Below are 15,217 nucleotides of genomic sequence, written 5' to 3' on the forward strand. Positions count from 1 at the left end.
AAATCAACCGAACGGCCGATGGATGTTTAGCCCGATAAACGGACATAACGTCGGCTCAACTGAGAAATCCCGGTCACCGGCGCATGAGCGGCCGGTAGTCGGCGGCGGTGAGCGGCAGCGCCGAGACGCTGCCGTCCGCCCGCGGCACCTCCAGCGGCTGCCCGTCGCGCCGGAACGCCACGCTGTCCACGTCCGGCCGCTGGGTGAGGCTGCACACGATCTGGCCGAAGGCGAGCACCTCGTCGTTGCGCCCGACGTCCTGCCCGGCCTCCCGCACGTCGACGGTGGCCACGCTGCCGGCCAGCGTCGCCCCGGCCACCGCCACGGTGCCCGGCAGCGCGGTGGCCAGCCCGCTGCGGCGCTCCGCGCTGTCCGGCCCGGCCAGCAGGTGCTGCAGGTGGGCGTCCACGCCCGGCAGGCCGTCGACCCGGCGCTTGACCACCGCCAGCCCGCCGTCGCGCACGAAGCAGAACGGCTCACCCGCCCGCCCGTCCGGGTCGGCGGTCGGAGTGCCCGCCGGCGTCGTCGGGAACCGGCCGGGCGGCTCCCGCACCAGGCGGGGCTCGTCGTCGACCGGGACCCCGCAACCGGCCAGCAACACCACCGCGAGCAACGCCGGCACCAGCCGGCGGCGTCGGCGCGCCCCCGTCGGCCGGCGCACCACCAGTCGCGCGATCATCGGAGGGCCCCCGGCAGCTCGACCCGGAACCGCGCGCCCCGGCTGCGGTCCCGCACGGCGGCCGTCCCGCCGTGCGCCGCGGCGTGCTGGGCCACCAGGGCGAGCCCCAGCCCGGTGCCGTCGGTGCCGGCCCGGGCGTGCGCCGCCCGGCCACGGACGAACCGGTCGAAGATGACCTCCCGGTCCGCGTCCGGCACGCCCGGCCCGTCGTCGTCGACCTCCAGCACACCCACTCCGTCCACCGCGCCGAGGCGGACGGCGACCGGACCGCCGCCGTAGCGCTCGGCGTTCTCCAACAGGTTCAACAGGATCTGGGCGAGCCGCCGTCGGTCGACCCACCACTGGTGCGGGACCCCGTCGTCGACCTGCACCAGGCTCTCCGGCAGCGACCGCTCCCGGCAGGCGGCCCGCGCCAGCTCGGCCACGTCGACCGTCTCGCGGTGCGCGGGTTGCTCGGTGCGGGCGAGCTGGATCAGGTCGTCGACCAGACGCTGGAAGCGGGCCACCTCGTCGGCGACCAGACCGGCCGCGGTCGCGGTGCGCTCGTCATGGTGCTCCTTACGACGGTTCAGCACGCTCGCCGCCGCGGCCAGCGTCTGCAGCGGGGAGCGCAGTTCGTGGCTGACGTCGGCGGCGAACCGCCGGTCCCGGTCGATCCGCTGCACGAGCTTGTCCACCATCTCGTTGAAGGAGCTGGACAGGCGGGTGAGGTCCGGGTCGGTGGTCGGGTCGAGCCGGGTCGCGAAGTCGCCGGCCGCGATCCGCTCGGCGGCGTCCGCGACCGCGGTGAGCGGCCGCAGGCTGTTGCGGGTGGCGTACCACCCCAGCGCCGCGCCGGCGCCGGCGATCATGATGGCGACGGCGGTCAGCGCGAGCCCGACCACCTGGAACGTGTCCTCCACCTCGCGCAGCGAGGTCAGCTCGTAGTAGCCCAGCTCGCCGGGCAGCGGAACGCCGACCAGCAGCGTCGGCTGCCCGTCGAGGCGGATCCGCTGCACGGCGGGCTGCCCTTCGGCGACCACGCGTTGCAGCGCCACCGGCACCGAGCTGGCGCCGACGTCGGCGGTGCGGGCGTACCAGCCGGTGCGCAGGTGCAGCAACGGGCGGCGGGCGCTGCCGGTGTCCAGCGAGCGCAGCACGGCCACCACGTCCGGAGTGCCGGTGTCCAGGCCGGAACGGACCACCGCGGCGTCGTAGTACGCGGCCCGCACCGCCGCGCGCTCACGCTCGTCGAGCAGCGAGCGGCGGGTCAGGTCGTACGAGAAGAGGGCCATCAGCGCGGCCAGTAGCAGGGCTCCGATGGCGAACGCGGCGGTGACCCTGGCGCGCAGTCCCGGTCGGCTCATCGTTGCAGCTTGTAACCGAGGCCGCGGAGCGTGACCAGGTGCCGGGGATTGGCCGGGTCCGGCTCGATCTTCTGCCGCAACCGGCCCACGTGCACGTCGACCAGCCGCTCGTCGCCGGTCTCGTAGCCCCAGACGCGGCTCAGCAACTGCTGGCGGGACAGCACCCGGCCGGCGTGCTCGGCCAGCTCGCACAGCAGCCGGAACTCGGTGCGGGTCACCGGCACCGGCTGACCCGAGCGGCGCACCTCGCCGGCCTCGGCGCTGATCTCCAGGTCACCGAAGAACTGGGCGGGGGCGGGGCCGGCCACCGTGCGCGCCCGCCGCCGCAGGGCCCGCAGCCGGGCCGACAGCTCCTTGATCGCGACCGGCTTGACCACGTAGTCGTCGGCGCCGGCCTCGAGCGCGGCGACGATGTCGTGGGTGTCGTCGCGGGCGCTGATCACGACGACCGGCACGTCGTCGTCGCGACGTAGCTGACGGATGCAGTCGAAGCCGTTCATGCCGGGCAGCATCAGGTCGACAAGCACGTAGTCGGCCGGGCTCTCCCGCTGCCGGCGCAGCCCCTCCTCCGCGGTCGCCGCACCGTCGGCGGCGTAACCCTCCTCCTCCAGGGCGAGCTGCAGCGCGAGCCGGATGCGGTCGTCATCCTCGATCACCAGTACGGCCGTCATATGGGCATCATGACGGCCCGAGCACCGGTCGCCCAATCGCGTCGGCCGTTCACGCTTTTTGTCACCGAACCGTCATCCAACCGTCCGGTGACCTCCACGGTCGCCGCACAGAGTGGGGACCGCCCCGGAACCCGTCACGGAAGCGACCCGATGACCAGCGCCCTGCCGTCCTCCCCGCCGGACTCCACGGTCCCGCACGTACGGGTGGAGATCACCGATGAGCTGGACCTCGACGGGCTGCCCGAGGTCGCGCACGTGCTCGACGAGATCCTCGCGCTGCAGCCCCGCGAGGTGACGATCGACCTCGCCGGGTGCCGTCACGTGGATGCCGCCGCGATCGCGCTGCTGCTCGACGTGCACCGCCGACTCCGGCGGCGGGACGGGACTCTCGTCCTGAGCAACCCGCACCCCCGGATCCGGCGCATCCTCGCCACCGCCGGGGTCAGCGCGATCGTGCCCGTCGTCGATTCGCCCCGACCGGCCGCACGCGGCCGGGCCCGGGTCGCGTCCGCCCCGCGCTGAGGAGGTGTGGTGACCGTCAGCACGCTCGTCGGAGCGCTCGTCGTCGGGCTCGCGATCGGCGCGGTGGGTCGGCTGGTGATCCCGGGCCGCAAGGCGGCCCCGGTCTGGCTGACCCTCGCGCTCGGGGTGGCCGCCGCCCTGCTCGGCGCGATCGTGACCGGGCTGGTGGATCGCCGTCCGACGGCCTCGCCGCTGCTGCCCCTGCTGGTGCAGTCCGCGTTCGCCGCCGTGGCGGTCGTCCTGGCAGTGCTCGCCGCCGGCCGGCCGTCGGCGCACCCGCAGACGCCCCCGGACCCGGGCGCCCGGCGGAAGGAGGAGGTGTGACTGTCGTACCGGCGGAGCACCTGATGATGCTCATCTGTGACGGCTGCGGCGACAGCGTCACCGGCACGGGTACCACCCTCCCGGACGCCGAGGTGGTGTGGACGTTGGTCTTCGAGCACGACTGGGCCGGCTCGCCGTTCGCCTCCGGGCCGCACCACTGCCCCCGGTGCAGCGTCCGCGCGGCGGTCGCCGACGACGGCCTGGGGATGGACGACCTGGAGCAGGTCGGCGGCCCGAGCGCCGCCCCGCAGGACACCTCCACCGAGGCGGTACGCCGGGCGCTGGCCGACCGGCGCGTCCGGGACGACCGGGTGCTGGTCGACCTCGCCGGGCTGGAGGTGATCGACTCGGCCGGCCTCGGTCTGCTGGTTCGCGCGCACCAGGAGGCGCGGCGCGACGGCCGGCAGCTCTGCCTGGTGGCGCCGTCGCGGTTCGTGCTCACCGTGCTGCACACCATGCGGCTCGACGGCGTCTTCAGCGTCGTCGAGGGCCGCACTCCGACGTCGGGCGCCGCGCCCGGCGGGTGGTCGTGATCGAAGGAGAAGGAGCCTCCGCAGTGATGATGCCCTGGCCGTACCCCGAGTTCCCGTACACCGGCGGGCCGGCGCCCGACGACGCGGACGTGCAGCTCTCCTCGCTGGTCGCCCAGCGGCTGAGCGCCGACTGGACCACCCGGCGGCAGCAGATCACCGTGACGGTGCAGAACCGGGTGGTGATCCTCGCCGGGCTGGTCGCCGATCCGGAGACCCGCCGGGTCGCCGCCGAGCTGGCCTGGGACGTGCCGGGCGTGTTCGACGTGTGCAACGCGCTGCGGCTCTACGGCGGTCGCCGCAGCCGGCGCTGACCCGGCCGGCGGCGGTTGCACGCATCGGCATCCACCTCTACCCTCTGCGTGGGAGCGCTCCACAGGGCACCACGTCGGGCTTTCCGGGCAGGTCTACGACGGGCACCGTCCGATCCTCACCCACCAGATGGGACCTTCCCGCATGTTCTCGATCCCCCGGCCGTCCCGGCGGCACCTTCTCGTCGGCGGCGCCGTCGGCGCGCTCGCTCTGGCGACCACGGCCGTCCTGCCGTCGACGAACGCGATGGCGGCGACCGGCTGCGCCGTCACCTACACCACCAACTCCTGGCCGGGTGGCTTCACCGCCAACCTGACCGTCACCAACCTCGGCGACCCGGTGAGCAACTGGACGCTGGGCTTCACCTTCCCCGACGGGGGCCAGCGGCTGGTCCAGGGCTGGTCGGCCACCTGGCAGCAGAGCGGCTCCGCCGTCACCGGGCGCAGCCTGGACTACAACGGCTCGCTCGGCACCGGGGCCAGCACCACCGTCGGTTTCAACGGGTCGTGGACCGGGTCGAACCCGAACCCGACCTCGTTCACGCTGAACGGCACGGTCTGCACCGGCGGCACCGGCACGCCGCCCACCACACCGCCGCCCACCACTCCCCCGCCGACGACCCCGCCGCCTCCGACCGGCACGACGCCGGTGGCGATCAACGGGCAGTTGCGGGTCTGCGGGCTCAACCTCTGCAACCAGTACGGCCGGCCGATCCAACTGCGGGGCATGAGCACCCACGGGTTGCAGTGGTTCGCCAACTGCTACACCGACACCTCGCTCAGCGCGCTGGCCGACGACTGGCAGGCCGACCTGCTGCGCATCTCGATGTACGTGCAGGAGAAGGGCTACGAGACCAACCCGACCGCGTTCACCAACCAGGTGAACACGCTCGTCGACAAGGCCGAGGCCCGGGGCATGTACGCTCTGATCGACTTCCACACCCTGACCCCCGGCGACCCGATGTACAACCTGGACCGGGCCAAGACGTTCTTCGCCAACGTGTCGGCGCGCAACGCGGCCAAGAAGAACGTGATCTACGAGATCACCAACGAGCCCAACGGGGTGAGCTGGTCGACCATCCGCAGCTACGCCGAGCAGGTCATCCCGGTGATCCGGGCCAACGACCCGGACGCCGTGGTCATCGTCGGCACCCGGGGCTGGTCCTCACTGGGCGTGTCCGAGGGCGGCAACTCCGACGAGATCGTCAACAACCCGGTCCGGGCGGAGAACATCATGTACACGTTCCACTTCTACGCCGCGTCACACAAGGACAACTACCGCAACGAGGTGCAGCGGGCCGCGTCCCGGCTCCCGCTGTTCGTCACCGAGTTCGGCACGGTGACCTACACCGGTGACGGCGCGGTCGACACCGCCAGCAGCAACGCCTGGCTCGACCTGCTCGACCGGTTGAAGATCAGCTACGCCAACTGGACCTTCTCCGACGCGGCCGAGGGCAGCGCGGCGCTGCGGCCGGGCACCTGCGCGGCGGGCACCTTCACCGGTCCCTCGGTGCTCACCGAGTCCGGCGCCTACATGCGCAACCGGATCCGCACCCCGGACAACTTCCCCACCTCCTGACCGGCTGCCGCCCGAGTGTAGGGAGGGGCCCCTCCCTACACTCGGGTCGTGATCGCCACGGTGCTGCTCGTCTTCGGTCGCGGAGTCGTGGCCGACGGCGGCGGCGGTTACCGGCTCACCGGTGAGAGCGTCGCCCGCGCCCGGGCCGCAGTGACGTACGTCCGGGCGCACGCGGCCGAGTTCCGGGCCGCGACCGGCGCGCGCGTGGTGTTCACTGGCGGCTGGCCGCACGGGCCGGCCGGGGCGCCCGACCCGCCGGCCGCGTACCGCGAGGGTGAGCTGATGCGGGCCCTCGCCCGCGAGGCGGGCCTCGACGGGTACGCCCGGCTGGACGCGGAGACCCGCTCCCGCACCACGTTGCAGAACCTCGCGCTGACCGTCCAGGACGGACTGCTCGGCCCGGCCCGGTTCACGCCCGCGCACCCGCTCGGGTTGGTCTCCCACCCGTGGCACCTGCCCCGGGTTCGGCTGCTCGCCGGGCGTGTCCTCGGGCTGCGCGGCGCCGAACTGCTGGACGTGCCGGTGACCGGGCCGGAGCCGGTGCCGGCCCGGCGGGAGCGGGCGGCCCGGGTCGCCAGCCGGCTCGGCTATCTCGGCCTGCGTACCCCGGAGGCGCTGTTGCGGCGCGAACGCGGGCTGACCCGCGCGGCGCACCGGGTCGAGGGGCTCCTCGGCCGAGGGTTCGCCACCCGACGCCCGGGGTAGAACGCCCGTCGATCGACCTGGCGGGCCGTGCCGCCGGGCGGGCGAACCTCGGGAGGTTCCATGATCGTGCTGGTGCCGGTGTACCGGCCGGGTGACCGGCTGCCGCCGCTCGTCACCGACCTGACCGCCGCGGTGCCCGGGGCGTGCGTGCTGGTCGTGGACGACGGCAGCGGCCCGTCCGCCGCGGCGGTGCTCGGCGCGGCCCGCGCCCGCGGCGCCACCGTGCTGCGCCGCCGGGTCAACCGGGGCAAGGGCGTGGTGCTGCGCACCGGCTTCCGGTACGCCACGACGCACGCTCCGGGCGACGGCGTGGTGTGCGTGGACGCCGACGGCCAGCACGAGGTGTCCGACGTGGTCCGGGTGATCGACCGGCTGCGGGACACCGGCGCGCAGACGCTCGGCGTACGCCGGTTCGGCGGCGAGGTGCCGGCGCGCAGCCGGTTCGGCAACGCCGCCACCCGGGCGGCGTTCCGGCTGGCCACCGGCCGCGAGGTGCGGGACACCCAGACCGGCCTGCGCGCCTACCCGGCGGGCCTGCTGCGCTGGCTCACCACGATCCCCGGCGACCGGTTCGAGTACGAGATGAACGTGCTGCTGGAGTCGGCGCGGGCCGGGCTGCCGATCGAGCAGGTCGACATCGCCACGCACTACCACGGTGACAACTCCGGGTCGCACTTCTCGGCGCTCGCCGACTCGGTGCGGATCTACCGGCCGCTGGTCGGCTACGCCGCCGCCCGGGTGTTTCTCCCCGGGCGGCGACGGGCCGGGTCAGGGATAGCTGACCACGTTGACCGGGACCGTCGCGGTGCCCTGGGCGGTGGCGCCGGTGTCGTTGATGACGTGGGTGATCGAGCCGTTGCCGCCGAGTGAGACGGTGAGCAGGTCGTGGAACCGCACGCCGGCCCGGGTGGGCGCCTCGAACGAGTGGTAGGCGGCGATGGTCGGGTCGACGTTGAAGTAGCAGTAGCTGCCCATCCCCCACCCTTCGAACGAGGTGACGGTGTCGGCGACCTTGAACGCCGCGTAGCCGACCCGTGAGCCGTTCGTCCAGGCCGCCGCGTTCGGCGGGTCGTACGGCAGCTCGTTCTGGAAGAAGATGGTCCGCCCGTTCTCGCCGTTCCAGATCACCTCGTGCTTCTGGTAGTGCTCGACGAAGAGCCCGAGCGCGGTGACGTTGTCGCCGTTGACGATCAGGCCGGTGTCGGCGGTGTTCACGGTCCAGCCGATGCCGGTGCCGTGGTCGCCCCGCCAGGCCCAGATGTGGTCGATCAGCGCGTCGTCGGTGTTGACGACCAGGCTGGTGGTGGCCTTGCCGGCGTGCGCGCCGCCGATGCGGAAGAACACGTCCTGCACCGAGGTGGGGTCGGCGGTGTGGCGTGCGCTCGACCCGGCCGGGCCGACCTGGAGCAGCACCGGCGAGTTCACCGCGCCGGCGTCGAACAGCAGCCCGGCGAGGCGGACCCCGTCGACGTCGGCGACCGTCATCGGCACCACGCCGTTCTGCGGCACCAGCGTCGGGTAGCCGATGCCGAGGACCACGGTGCCGGGCCGGTTGACCGCGATGGTCCGGTCGACGGCGTAGACGCCGGGGGTGAAGAGCAGGTTCAGCCCCTGGGCCAACGCGCTGTTGATGGTGGCGGCCGAGTCGCCGGGCTTCGCCACGTAGAACTGGCTCAGCGGGATCGACGTGCCCGGGGTGGACCCGCCGAGCCAGGACGCGCCGCTGGCGTTGGTCCGGGTGGACGGGACGAACACCTGGTAGGCGCCGGCGCCGTCGACGTACAGGTAGGGCACGTCGCGGCTGACCGGGGTCTGCGCCAGCGTGGTGTACGGCGGGTTCGGGAAGCTGGTGGCGGGTGCGCCGACCACGCCGGAGTTGGTCACGTTCCACACCGCGTTCAGATAGCCACCCACGTTGCTGTCCCGGGTGTACCACTGCTGCTGCGAGTAGGGTTGGACGACGCCGGTCACCCGACTGTCGGCGATGTAGCCGCCGCTGGCCCAGCCGTAGCCGTTGGGGGCCAGGTTGAGGTCGCCCTGGATGTCCATCCGGCGGAACGGCGCGGCCTGTGACACCGCCCAGCGGGTGAACCCGGCGGACGGGTAGACCCGCATGTTCGACGCCGAGCGCCAGAAGTTCTGGGTGGCGTTGCCGCCGAACCAGCCGGCGTCGACCGTGACGTCGCCGTGGATGCGCACGTCGCCGGGGTTGCGGCCGAGCCCCATGATCGAGGTGTAGAAGCCGATCTGCGCGTTGATGCCGGAGTAGTCGCCCGGCTTGAACATCAGCGCGTACCGCTGGGTGCCGAACTGGTTGGACTCCTGGGTGCGGAAGACGGCATCCAGTTGGGACTGGATGCTGGCGGCGGACATCGACGGGTCGAACGTGATGACGTTGGGTCCGAGCGGCCCGCCGCCCGGCACGGTGCCGCCGCCGGTGGTGTTGACGGTGACCTCCCACAGCGAGTAGCCGTAGCCGGTGCCCCGCGCGGTGCCGTACACCCGCAGGTAGCGGCCGGTGCCGTTGACCGTCACCGGGTCGGTGCCGCCGTCGCCGGTGGTGGTGCCGAACACGGTGGTCCAGGTGGTGCCGTCGGTGGAGGTCTGGATCTGGTACGACCGCGCATAGGCGGCCTCCCAGCTCAGCACCACCCGGCAGACGGTGCGGACGCTGCCCAGGTCGATCCGGAGCCACTGCGGGTCGGCGGCGGCGCTGGCCCAGCGGGTGCCCGGGTTGCCGTCGACCGCGGCGGACGCGGGGGTGCCGGCGTTCTCGGTCGACGAGGCGGTGGCCGGGCGGCCCTGTGCGGCGTTGGTGGCGGTGTCGCAGCCGCCGCCGGTGCCGGTGCTGCCGTAGACCTGGAACTCCCAGAGCGAGTAGCCGTAGCCGGTGGCCCGCGCGGTGCCGTACATCCGCACGTAGCGGCCGGTGCCGTTGACCGTCAGGTCGTCGGTGCCGCCGTCACCGTTCGTGGTGCTGAACACGGTGGTCCAGGTGGTGCCGTCGGTCGAGGTCTGCACCTGGTACGCCCGCGCGTACGCGCCCTCCCAGGTCAGGCTGACCCGGGACACGGTGGCGGTGGCGCCGAGGTCTACCTGGATCCACTGGGGGTCGGCGAACGCGCTCGACCAGCGGGTGCCGGCGTTGCCGTCGGTGGCGTTGGACGCCGGGGTGCCGGCGTTCTCGGTGGAGGAGGCGGTGGTGGGTCGGCCCTGGGACAGCAGCGGGTCGGCGGCGCGGGCCGGGCCGGGCGGCGCGACCAGCGCCACGGCGGCCAGCAGGGCGGTCAGCGCGGCGAGCAGCGGCCGGGCCGGTCGGCGGCGTACGGACGGTACGGATGACATGGGCATCTCCGGGACGGGTGGAGTGCGGGTCGGGGACTTCCGGGCGTGTTGCGGTGCCTGCCCGTGCGCTGGACCCTCCCCGGGCGCAGTGGCGCATGTCAATTCCCGAAGGTCGACTCGGCGGCTTTTTTCGCACCTTGTGAAAAGTCCGGAACTAACGTGTCGCACGTGGACGGAAGACCGTGCTCAGTCCGGCAGCACCTCCGGTCGCCCGGCCGCGTCCCCCACCTCGTCGGTGGCCTGTGCCAGGCTGTTCCGCGTGGCACATCGACCCCCGATCCTGCTGATCGACTCTCCCAGCCTCTACTTCCGCGCCTACTTCGGCATCCCCGAGTCGGCCGCGAGGACCGACGACGGCCAGCCGGTCAACGCGGTGCGCGGCTTCCTCGACATGCTCGCCCAGTTGGTGCGCACCCGCCGGCCGGACCGAATGATCTGCGCGCTGGACCACGACTGGCGGCCGGCGTGGCGGGTGGAGCTGCTGCCGTCGTACAAGGCGCACCGGGTCGCGCCCGAGGGCGGCGAGGTCGTGCCGGACACGCTCTCCCCGCAGGTGCCGATGATCCTGGCGGTCCTCGACGCGCTCGGCGTTCCGGCGGTCGGCGCCACCGGCTACGAGGCCGACGACGTGCTGGGCACGCTGTCGGTGACCCAGCCCGGCCCGGTCGAGGTGGTCTCCGGCGACCGCGACCTGTTCCAACTCGTCGACGACGCCCACCCGACCCGCCTGCTCTACGTCGGTCGGGGCGTGGCCAAGCTGGACGACTGCGACGACGCCGCGGTCCGCGCCCGCTACGGCGTGCCCGCCGACCGGTACGCCGACTTCGCCGCGCTGCGCGGCGACCCGAGCGACGGCCTGCCCGGCGTGCCCGGGGTGGGCGAGAAGACCGCCGCCCGGCTGATCGACCGCTACGGCGGGCTCGACGGCATCCTGGCCGCGCTCGACGACCCCGGGTCCGGCTTCGCCCCGGGGCTGCGCGGCAAGCTCGACGGCGCCCGCGACTACCTGGCCGTGGCCCCGAAGGTGGTCCGGGTCGCCACCGACGTCCCGCTGCCCGATCTGGACCCGGCGCTGCCGACGTCCCCCGCCGACCCGGACCGGCTGCTGGAGCTGGCGCAACGCTGGAACCTGGCCGGCTCCTGCCGCCGCCTGGTCGACGCCCTGGCCACCCCCCGCACCTGAGCGTCGCGCGCCCACCCCGGCAGGGTCGGCCCGCGGACGGCGATGTCGCGGCCGGGGTCAGCCTCGCGGGTCGGTCTTGCGGCGGGACGGGAACTGGGCGCCGGGCTGTGCCAGGGTCGAGCGGGCCCGCAGGCCCACCGGGTCCGGGGCCGGCTGCTCCGGCACCGCGCGGGTGGCCCGCAGCCCCACCGGGTCCGGCAGGTCCGCCTCGGCCACCGGCGTCGCGCCGTCGAGCCGGGCGGCCACGTACGCGGCCCCGGCCCGGTCGTCGTCGGACGGCGCGGCGAGCAGCGCGTAGACCAGCCCGACCACGCCGAAGACCACGGCCAGCACGATCGGCACCAGCAGCCCGCTCACCTCGGTGCCGCTGGTCCCGCCACGGGTCGGGTGCAGGTGCACCGACAACGCGCTCATGCCGGTGAAGTGCATGCCGTTCACCGCGATGCCCATCACCAGCGCGGAGGCGACGATGGCGACGCCACGGCGGACGGTCATCGCCAGCCACAGCGCCACCGTGGCGGCCACCAGCGCGATGACGACGGAGAGCGCCACCCGCAGCCGGTCGTAGCCGAGCGTGCCGTCCAGCCGCATCGCCGCCATGCCGGTGTAGTGCATGGCAGCCACCCCGGCGCCGGTGAAGAGACCGCCGGCGAGCAGCCGGGGCGCGGTGAGCCGGCCGGTGCCCACCACGGCCAGGCCGATGCCGACCGCGCCCACCGCGATCACCGTGCTGGCCGCGGTCAGCGGCACGTCGTACCGGATGCGGGTGCCGCTGACGGCGAAGCCGAGCATGGCCATGAAGTGCATCGCCCAGATGGCGGTGCCGCCCAGCGCCCACGCCGCGAGCAGTCCCCACCACACGCGCTGGCCGGCGCCGGTGGCGGTCCGGATGCGCCCGGCGCAGACCAGGCCGAGCGCCGAGCCGAGCACGGACAGCGCGTAGCTGAGCGCGGGTGTGATCCACCCGTACTCGAAGTGATTGATCTCGCCCACGGTGACCTTCCCCCGATCGCTACCGGCGCGTGACCGTCGCGCCCCGGCAATGATCCGGCAGCCCCTGACCAGGCATGACACCACCCCCCGGAGGTTTCGGGGGGTGGTGACGCGATGACGCAGTGCTGCGTCGGTTTTCCGATCGGATGACCGAAAGTGATCGTCAGGCGGAGGCGTGGTAGGCCAGTACGCCCCGGTTGACGGCCGAGATCGCCTGCCGCGCGGTGGCCCGAAGCTCGGTCGAGGCGCCGCCCGAGTCGGCGATCTGACCCAGCAGGTCGACCACCTGCCGCGCCCACCGGACGAAGTCGCCGGCCGGCATCTCGCCGTCGATCTGGTGCCCGCTGGCGAGCACCTTGGCCAGCGCCTCACCGCGGGCCCAACGGTAGATCGGCCAGGCGAAGCCGAGATCCGGCTCGCGGGTGACCGTCAGCCCGCGCGCCGCCTCGTCCGCCTCGATGTCGCTCCACAGCTTGAGCGTCTCGTCGACCGCGTCGCCGACCGCGCCCCGGGGCAGCGACGCCCGCTCGTCGAGGTCGCGTCGGGCCTCGAAGACCACCACCGACACGGCGGCGGCCAGCTCGGCCGGCGAGAGCCCGTCCCACACCCGGCGGCGCAGGCACTCGGCCACCAGCAGGTCGGCCTCGGTCCAGATCCGCGACAGCATCCGGCCCGCGTCGGTGACCTCGCCGTCGGCGGCCAGGTAGCCGCGCGCGGTCAGCAGCGCGACGATCCGGTCGAACGTCCGGGCCAGCGAGCCCGTCCGCCCGCTCACCCGCTGGCGCAGCTCCTCGGTGTCGCGCTCCAGCCGCCGGCGACGTTCCGCCCACCGGGCGTGCTCCTCCCGGTCCGGGCAGGCGTGGCAGGGGTGCCCGCGCAGCTCGACGCGGAGCTGGCTGAGGCGGTGGTCCTCCCCCACCGCCTGGCGGGAGCGCCCGCCGCGCCGGCCGCCGTGCCGGTCCAGCCCGGTGCCGCTGACCGCGGCGGCCAGGTCACGCCGGGCCGCCGGCGACCGGTGGTTGAAGTGCTTCGGCACCCGGATCCGGGTGAGCACCTCGGCCGGGGTGGTGAAGTCGCCCGGGCTGACCCGGCCGGCCCACCGGTCCTGGGTGAGCACCAGCGGGCGGGGCTCGCCGAAACCGCCGGTGGCCGGGTCGAGCACGACGGCCAGGCCGGCCCGCCGCCCCGACGGCACCCGGATCACGTCGCCGACGCGCAACCGCTCCAGCGAGGCCACCGCCGCCGCCTTGCGCTGGGTCTGCCCCTGCCGGGCGATGGCCCGCTCGCGGTCGGCGATCGCCACCCGCAACGCGAAGTACTCGTCGAAGTCGCCCTGGTGGCAGGCCGCCTCCGCGCCGTACGCGTCGATCGTCTCGGTGTTGCGCTGCACCTGCCGGGCCAGCCCGACCACCGACCGGTCGGCCTGGAACTGCGCGAAGGAGGACTCCAGCAACGCCCGGGCCGGCTCCGCGCCGACGCTGCCGACCAGGTTGACGGCCATGTTGTAGGACGGCCGGAAGCTCGACCGCAGCGGATAGGTGCGGGTGGAGGCGAGGCCGGCCACGTGCCGGGGGTCGGTCTCCGGTGACCAGACCACCACCGCGTGGCCCTCGACGTCGATGCCCCGCCGGCCGGCGCGGCCGGTGAGCTGGGTGTATTCGCCCGGGGTGAGGTCGACGTGGGCCTCGCCGTTGAACTTCACGAGGCGTTCCAGCACCACGCAGCGGGCCGGCATGTTGATGCCCAGCGCGAGGGTCTCGGTGGCGAAGACCGCCTTGACCAGGCCGCGGACGAACAGCTCCTCGACGACCTCCTTGAACGCGGGGAGCATGCCGGCGTGGTGGGCGGCCAACCCGCGCTCCAACCCGTCGAGCCACTCCCAGTAGCCCAGCACGGTCAGGTCCTCGCCGGGGATCGCGGTGATCCTCGACTCGACCACCTGGCGGATCTCGGCGCGTTCCTCCGGCGAGGTCAGCCGCAGCCCGGCGGCGAGGCACTGCTGGACGGCGGCCTGGCAGCCGGCGCGGCTGAAGATGAACAGGATCGCCGGGAGCAGCCCCTCCCGGTCGAGCCGGTCGACGATGTCGGGCCGCATCGGGCCGCGCCACCGGGGGCCGCGCCGCCCGCCGCCCGGGCCCGCGCCGCGCCCCTCGCCCAACTCCAGCCGGCGCACCGTGTCGCGGGTGTAACGGAGCAACTCCGGGTGCACGTCGTGCTTGCGGGCCGCGTCGGCGTCGTGGAACAGGTCGAACATCCGCTTGCCGACCAGCATGTGCTGCCAGAGCGGCACCGGCCGGTGCTCGGAGACCACCACCGTCGTCTCCCCGCGCACGGTGACCAGCCAGTCGGCGAACTCCTCGGCGTTGGACACGGTCGCCGACAACGACACCAGCGTGACCGACTCCGGCAGGTGGATGATCACCTCCTCCCAGACCCCGCCGCGGAACCGGTCGGCCAGGTAGTGCACCTCGTCCATCACCACGTAGGCCAGGCCCTGGAGGGTGGCCGAGCCGGCGTAGAGCATGTTGCGCAGCACCTCGGTGGTCATCACCACCACCGGCGCGTCGCCGTTGATCGCGTTGTCGCCGGTGAGCAGGCCGACCTGCTCGGCGCCGTAGCGGTCGACCAGATCGTGGTATTTCTGGTTGGACAGCGCCTTGATCGGCGTGGTGTAGAAGCACTTGCGCCGGGCGGCCGGCCCGTCGTCGCCGGCCGGCGGCGCGGGCGCGCCACGCAGCGCCAGGTGCACCGCGAACTCGCCCACCACGGTCTTGCCGGCGCCGGTGGGCGCGCAGACCAGCACCCCGCTGCCCCGTTCCAGGGCCTCGCACGCCTCGCGCTGGAAGTCGTCCAGGTCGAACCCGAGATCGCGGGAGAATTCGTCCAGGGCCGGGAAGGCGGAGGCCTGCGCGGCCCGGCGGCGCGCCGCGGCGTACCGCTCGGCGGGGCTCGACATGTATCCAAGATTAATCGGTGCCGCCGACGGCCACCGGTCAAGGCCGTCCGGCGGGGCGGTCGGAGCGGGTCGG

14 protein-coding genes are annotated in these 15,217 nt (G+C 73.7%); 8 read left to right on the plus strand and 6 right to left on the minus strand.

Features of this window, described 5'->3' with window-relative positions; translation table 11 throughout:
* Positions 1-73: 73 nt before the first annotated feature.
* Genes AB0H28_RS10520 through AB0H28_RS10530 form a run of 3 tightly spaced genes read right to left on the minus strand, consistent with a single transcriptional unit; the run spans position 74 to position 2,696 of the window.
* Complete coding sequence (locus AB0H28_RS10520) at positions 74-679, minus strand: GerMN domain-containing protein (RefSeq protein WP_358036790.1); 606 nt, start codon at positions 677-679, stop codon at positions 74-76.
* The gene (locus AB0H28_RS10525; RefSeq protein ID WP_358036792.1) at positions 676-2,025 is read right to left on the minus strand and encodes a HAMP domain-containing sensor histidine kinase; all 1,350 of its coding nucleotides are present in this window, start codon (positions 2,023-2,025) and stop codon (positions 676-678) included. Before AB0H28_RS10525 ends, AB0H28_RS10520 begins: the two co-directional genes overlap by 4 nt.
* The gene (locus AB0H28_RS10530) at positions 2,022-2,696 is read right to left on the minus strand and encodes a response regulator transcription factor (RefSeq protein ID WP_358036794.1); all 675 of its coding nucleotides are present in this window, start codon (positions 2,694-2,696) and stop codon (positions 2,022-2,024) included. The genes AB0H28_RS10525 and AB0H28_RS10530 overlap by 4 nt, the downstream gene beginning before the upstream one ends.
* Before the next feature lie 150 nt (positions 2,697-2,846).
* On the opposite strand from AB0H28_RS10530, the gene AB0H28_RS10535 reads away from it, so the two are divergent.
* From AB0H28_RS10535 to AB0H28_RS10565, 7 genes are all read left to right on the plus strand, one after another.
* Positions 2,847-3,218 carry an STAS domain-containing protein gene (locus AB0H28_RS10535; protein WP_358036796.1) on the plus strand — a complete coding sequence of 124 codons (372 nt, stop codon included), beginning with the start codon at positions 2,847-2,849 and terminating at the stop codon, positions 3,216-3,218.
* A 9-nt stretch (positions 3,219-3,227) separates the two neighbouring features.
* On the plus strand, positions 3,228-3,542 hold the full coding sequence (locus tag AB0H28_RS10540) for a hypothetical protein (RefSeq protein WP_358036798.1): 315 nt from the start codon (positions 3,228-3,230) through the stop codon (positions 3,540-3,542).
* Entirely contained in the window at positions 3,539-4,075 is a 537-nt protein-coding gene (locus tag AB0H28_RS10545; RefSeq protein WP_358036800.1) for an STAS domain-containing protein, read from the plus strand. The genes AB0H28_RS10540 and AB0H28_RS10545 overlap by 4 nt, the downstream gene beginning before the upstream one ends.
* Positions 4,076-4,101: 26 nt before the next feature.
* Positions 4,102-4,386 (plus strand): BON domain-containing protein, encoded by a 285-nt coding sequence (locus tag AB0H28_RS10550; RefSeq protein WP_358036802.1) that lies wholly within the window; start codon positions 4,102-4,104, stop codon positions 4,384-4,386.
* Between the two features lie 142 nt (positions 4,387-4,528).
* Positions 4,529-5,962, plus strand: a complete 1,434-nt coding sequence (locus tag AB0H28_RS10555) for a cellulase family glycosylhydrolase (protein WP_358037399.1) — start codon at positions 4,529-4,531, stop codon at positions 5,960-5,962.
* 48 nt (positions 5,963-6,010) lie between these two features.
* Positions 6,011-6,667: a YdcF family protein gene (locus AB0H28_RS10560; protein WP_358036804.1), complete on the plus strand. Its 657-nt coding sequence runs from the start codon at positions 6,011-6,013 to the stop codon at positions 6,665-6,667.
* 60 nt (positions 6,668-6,727) lie between these two features.
* Positions 6,728-7,537, plus strand: coding sequence for a glycosyltransferase family 2 protein (locus tag AB0H28_RS10565; protein ID WP_358036806.1), 810 nt, complete (start codon positions 6,728-6,730; stop codon positions 7,535-7,537).
* Here the strand turns inward: AB0H28_RS10565 and AB0H28_RS10570 are convergent.
* Positions 7,436-10,012: a discoidin domain-containing protein gene (locus AB0H28_RS10570; protein ID WP_358036808.1), complete on the minus strand. Its 2,577-nt coding sequence runs from the start codon at positions 10,010-10,012 to the stop codon at positions 7,436-7,438. The two genes, AB0H28_RS10565 and AB0H28_RS10570, sit on opposite strands and share 102 nt — an antisense overlap.
* A gap of 259 nt (positions 10,013-10,271) precedes the next feature.
* Here AB0H28_RS10570 and AB0H28_RS10575 point away from each other — a divergent pair, with 259 nt between their 5' ends.
* Positions 10,272-11,195 carry a 5'-3' exonuclease gene (locus AB0H28_RS10575; protein ID WP_358036810.1) on the plus strand — a complete coding sequence of 308 codons (924 nt, stop codon included), beginning with the start codon at positions 10,272-10,274 and terminating at the stop codon, positions 11,193-11,195.
* Positions 11,196-11,252: 57 nt separating this feature from the next.
* On the opposite strand, the gene AB0H28_RS10580 is transcribed toward AB0H28_RS10575, so the two are convergent.
* Both AB0H28_RS10580 and AB0H28_RS10585 read right to left on the minus strand, forming a co-directional pair.
* Positions 11,253-12,188 (minus strand): MHYT domain-containing protein, encoded by a 936-nt coding sequence (locus AB0H28_RS10580; protein WP_358036812.1) that lies wholly within the window; start codon positions 12,186-12,188, stop codon positions 11,253-11,255.
* A gap of 163 nt (positions 12,189-12,351) precedes the next feature.
* Positions 12,352-15,144: a DEAD/DEAH box helicase gene (locus AB0H28_RS10585; RefSeq protein ID WP_358036814.1), complete on the minus strand. Its 2,793-nt coding sequence runs from the start codon at positions 15,142-15,144 to the stop codon at positions 12,352-12,354.
* Between the last annotated feature and the right edge of the window lie 73 nt (positions 15,145-15,217).

The sequence above is a fragment of the Micromonospora sp. NPDC050980 genome (assembly GCF_040653835.1).
Classification (GTDB): domain Bacteria; phylum Actinomycetota; class Actinomycetes; order Mycobacteriales; family Micromonosporaceae; genus Micromonospora.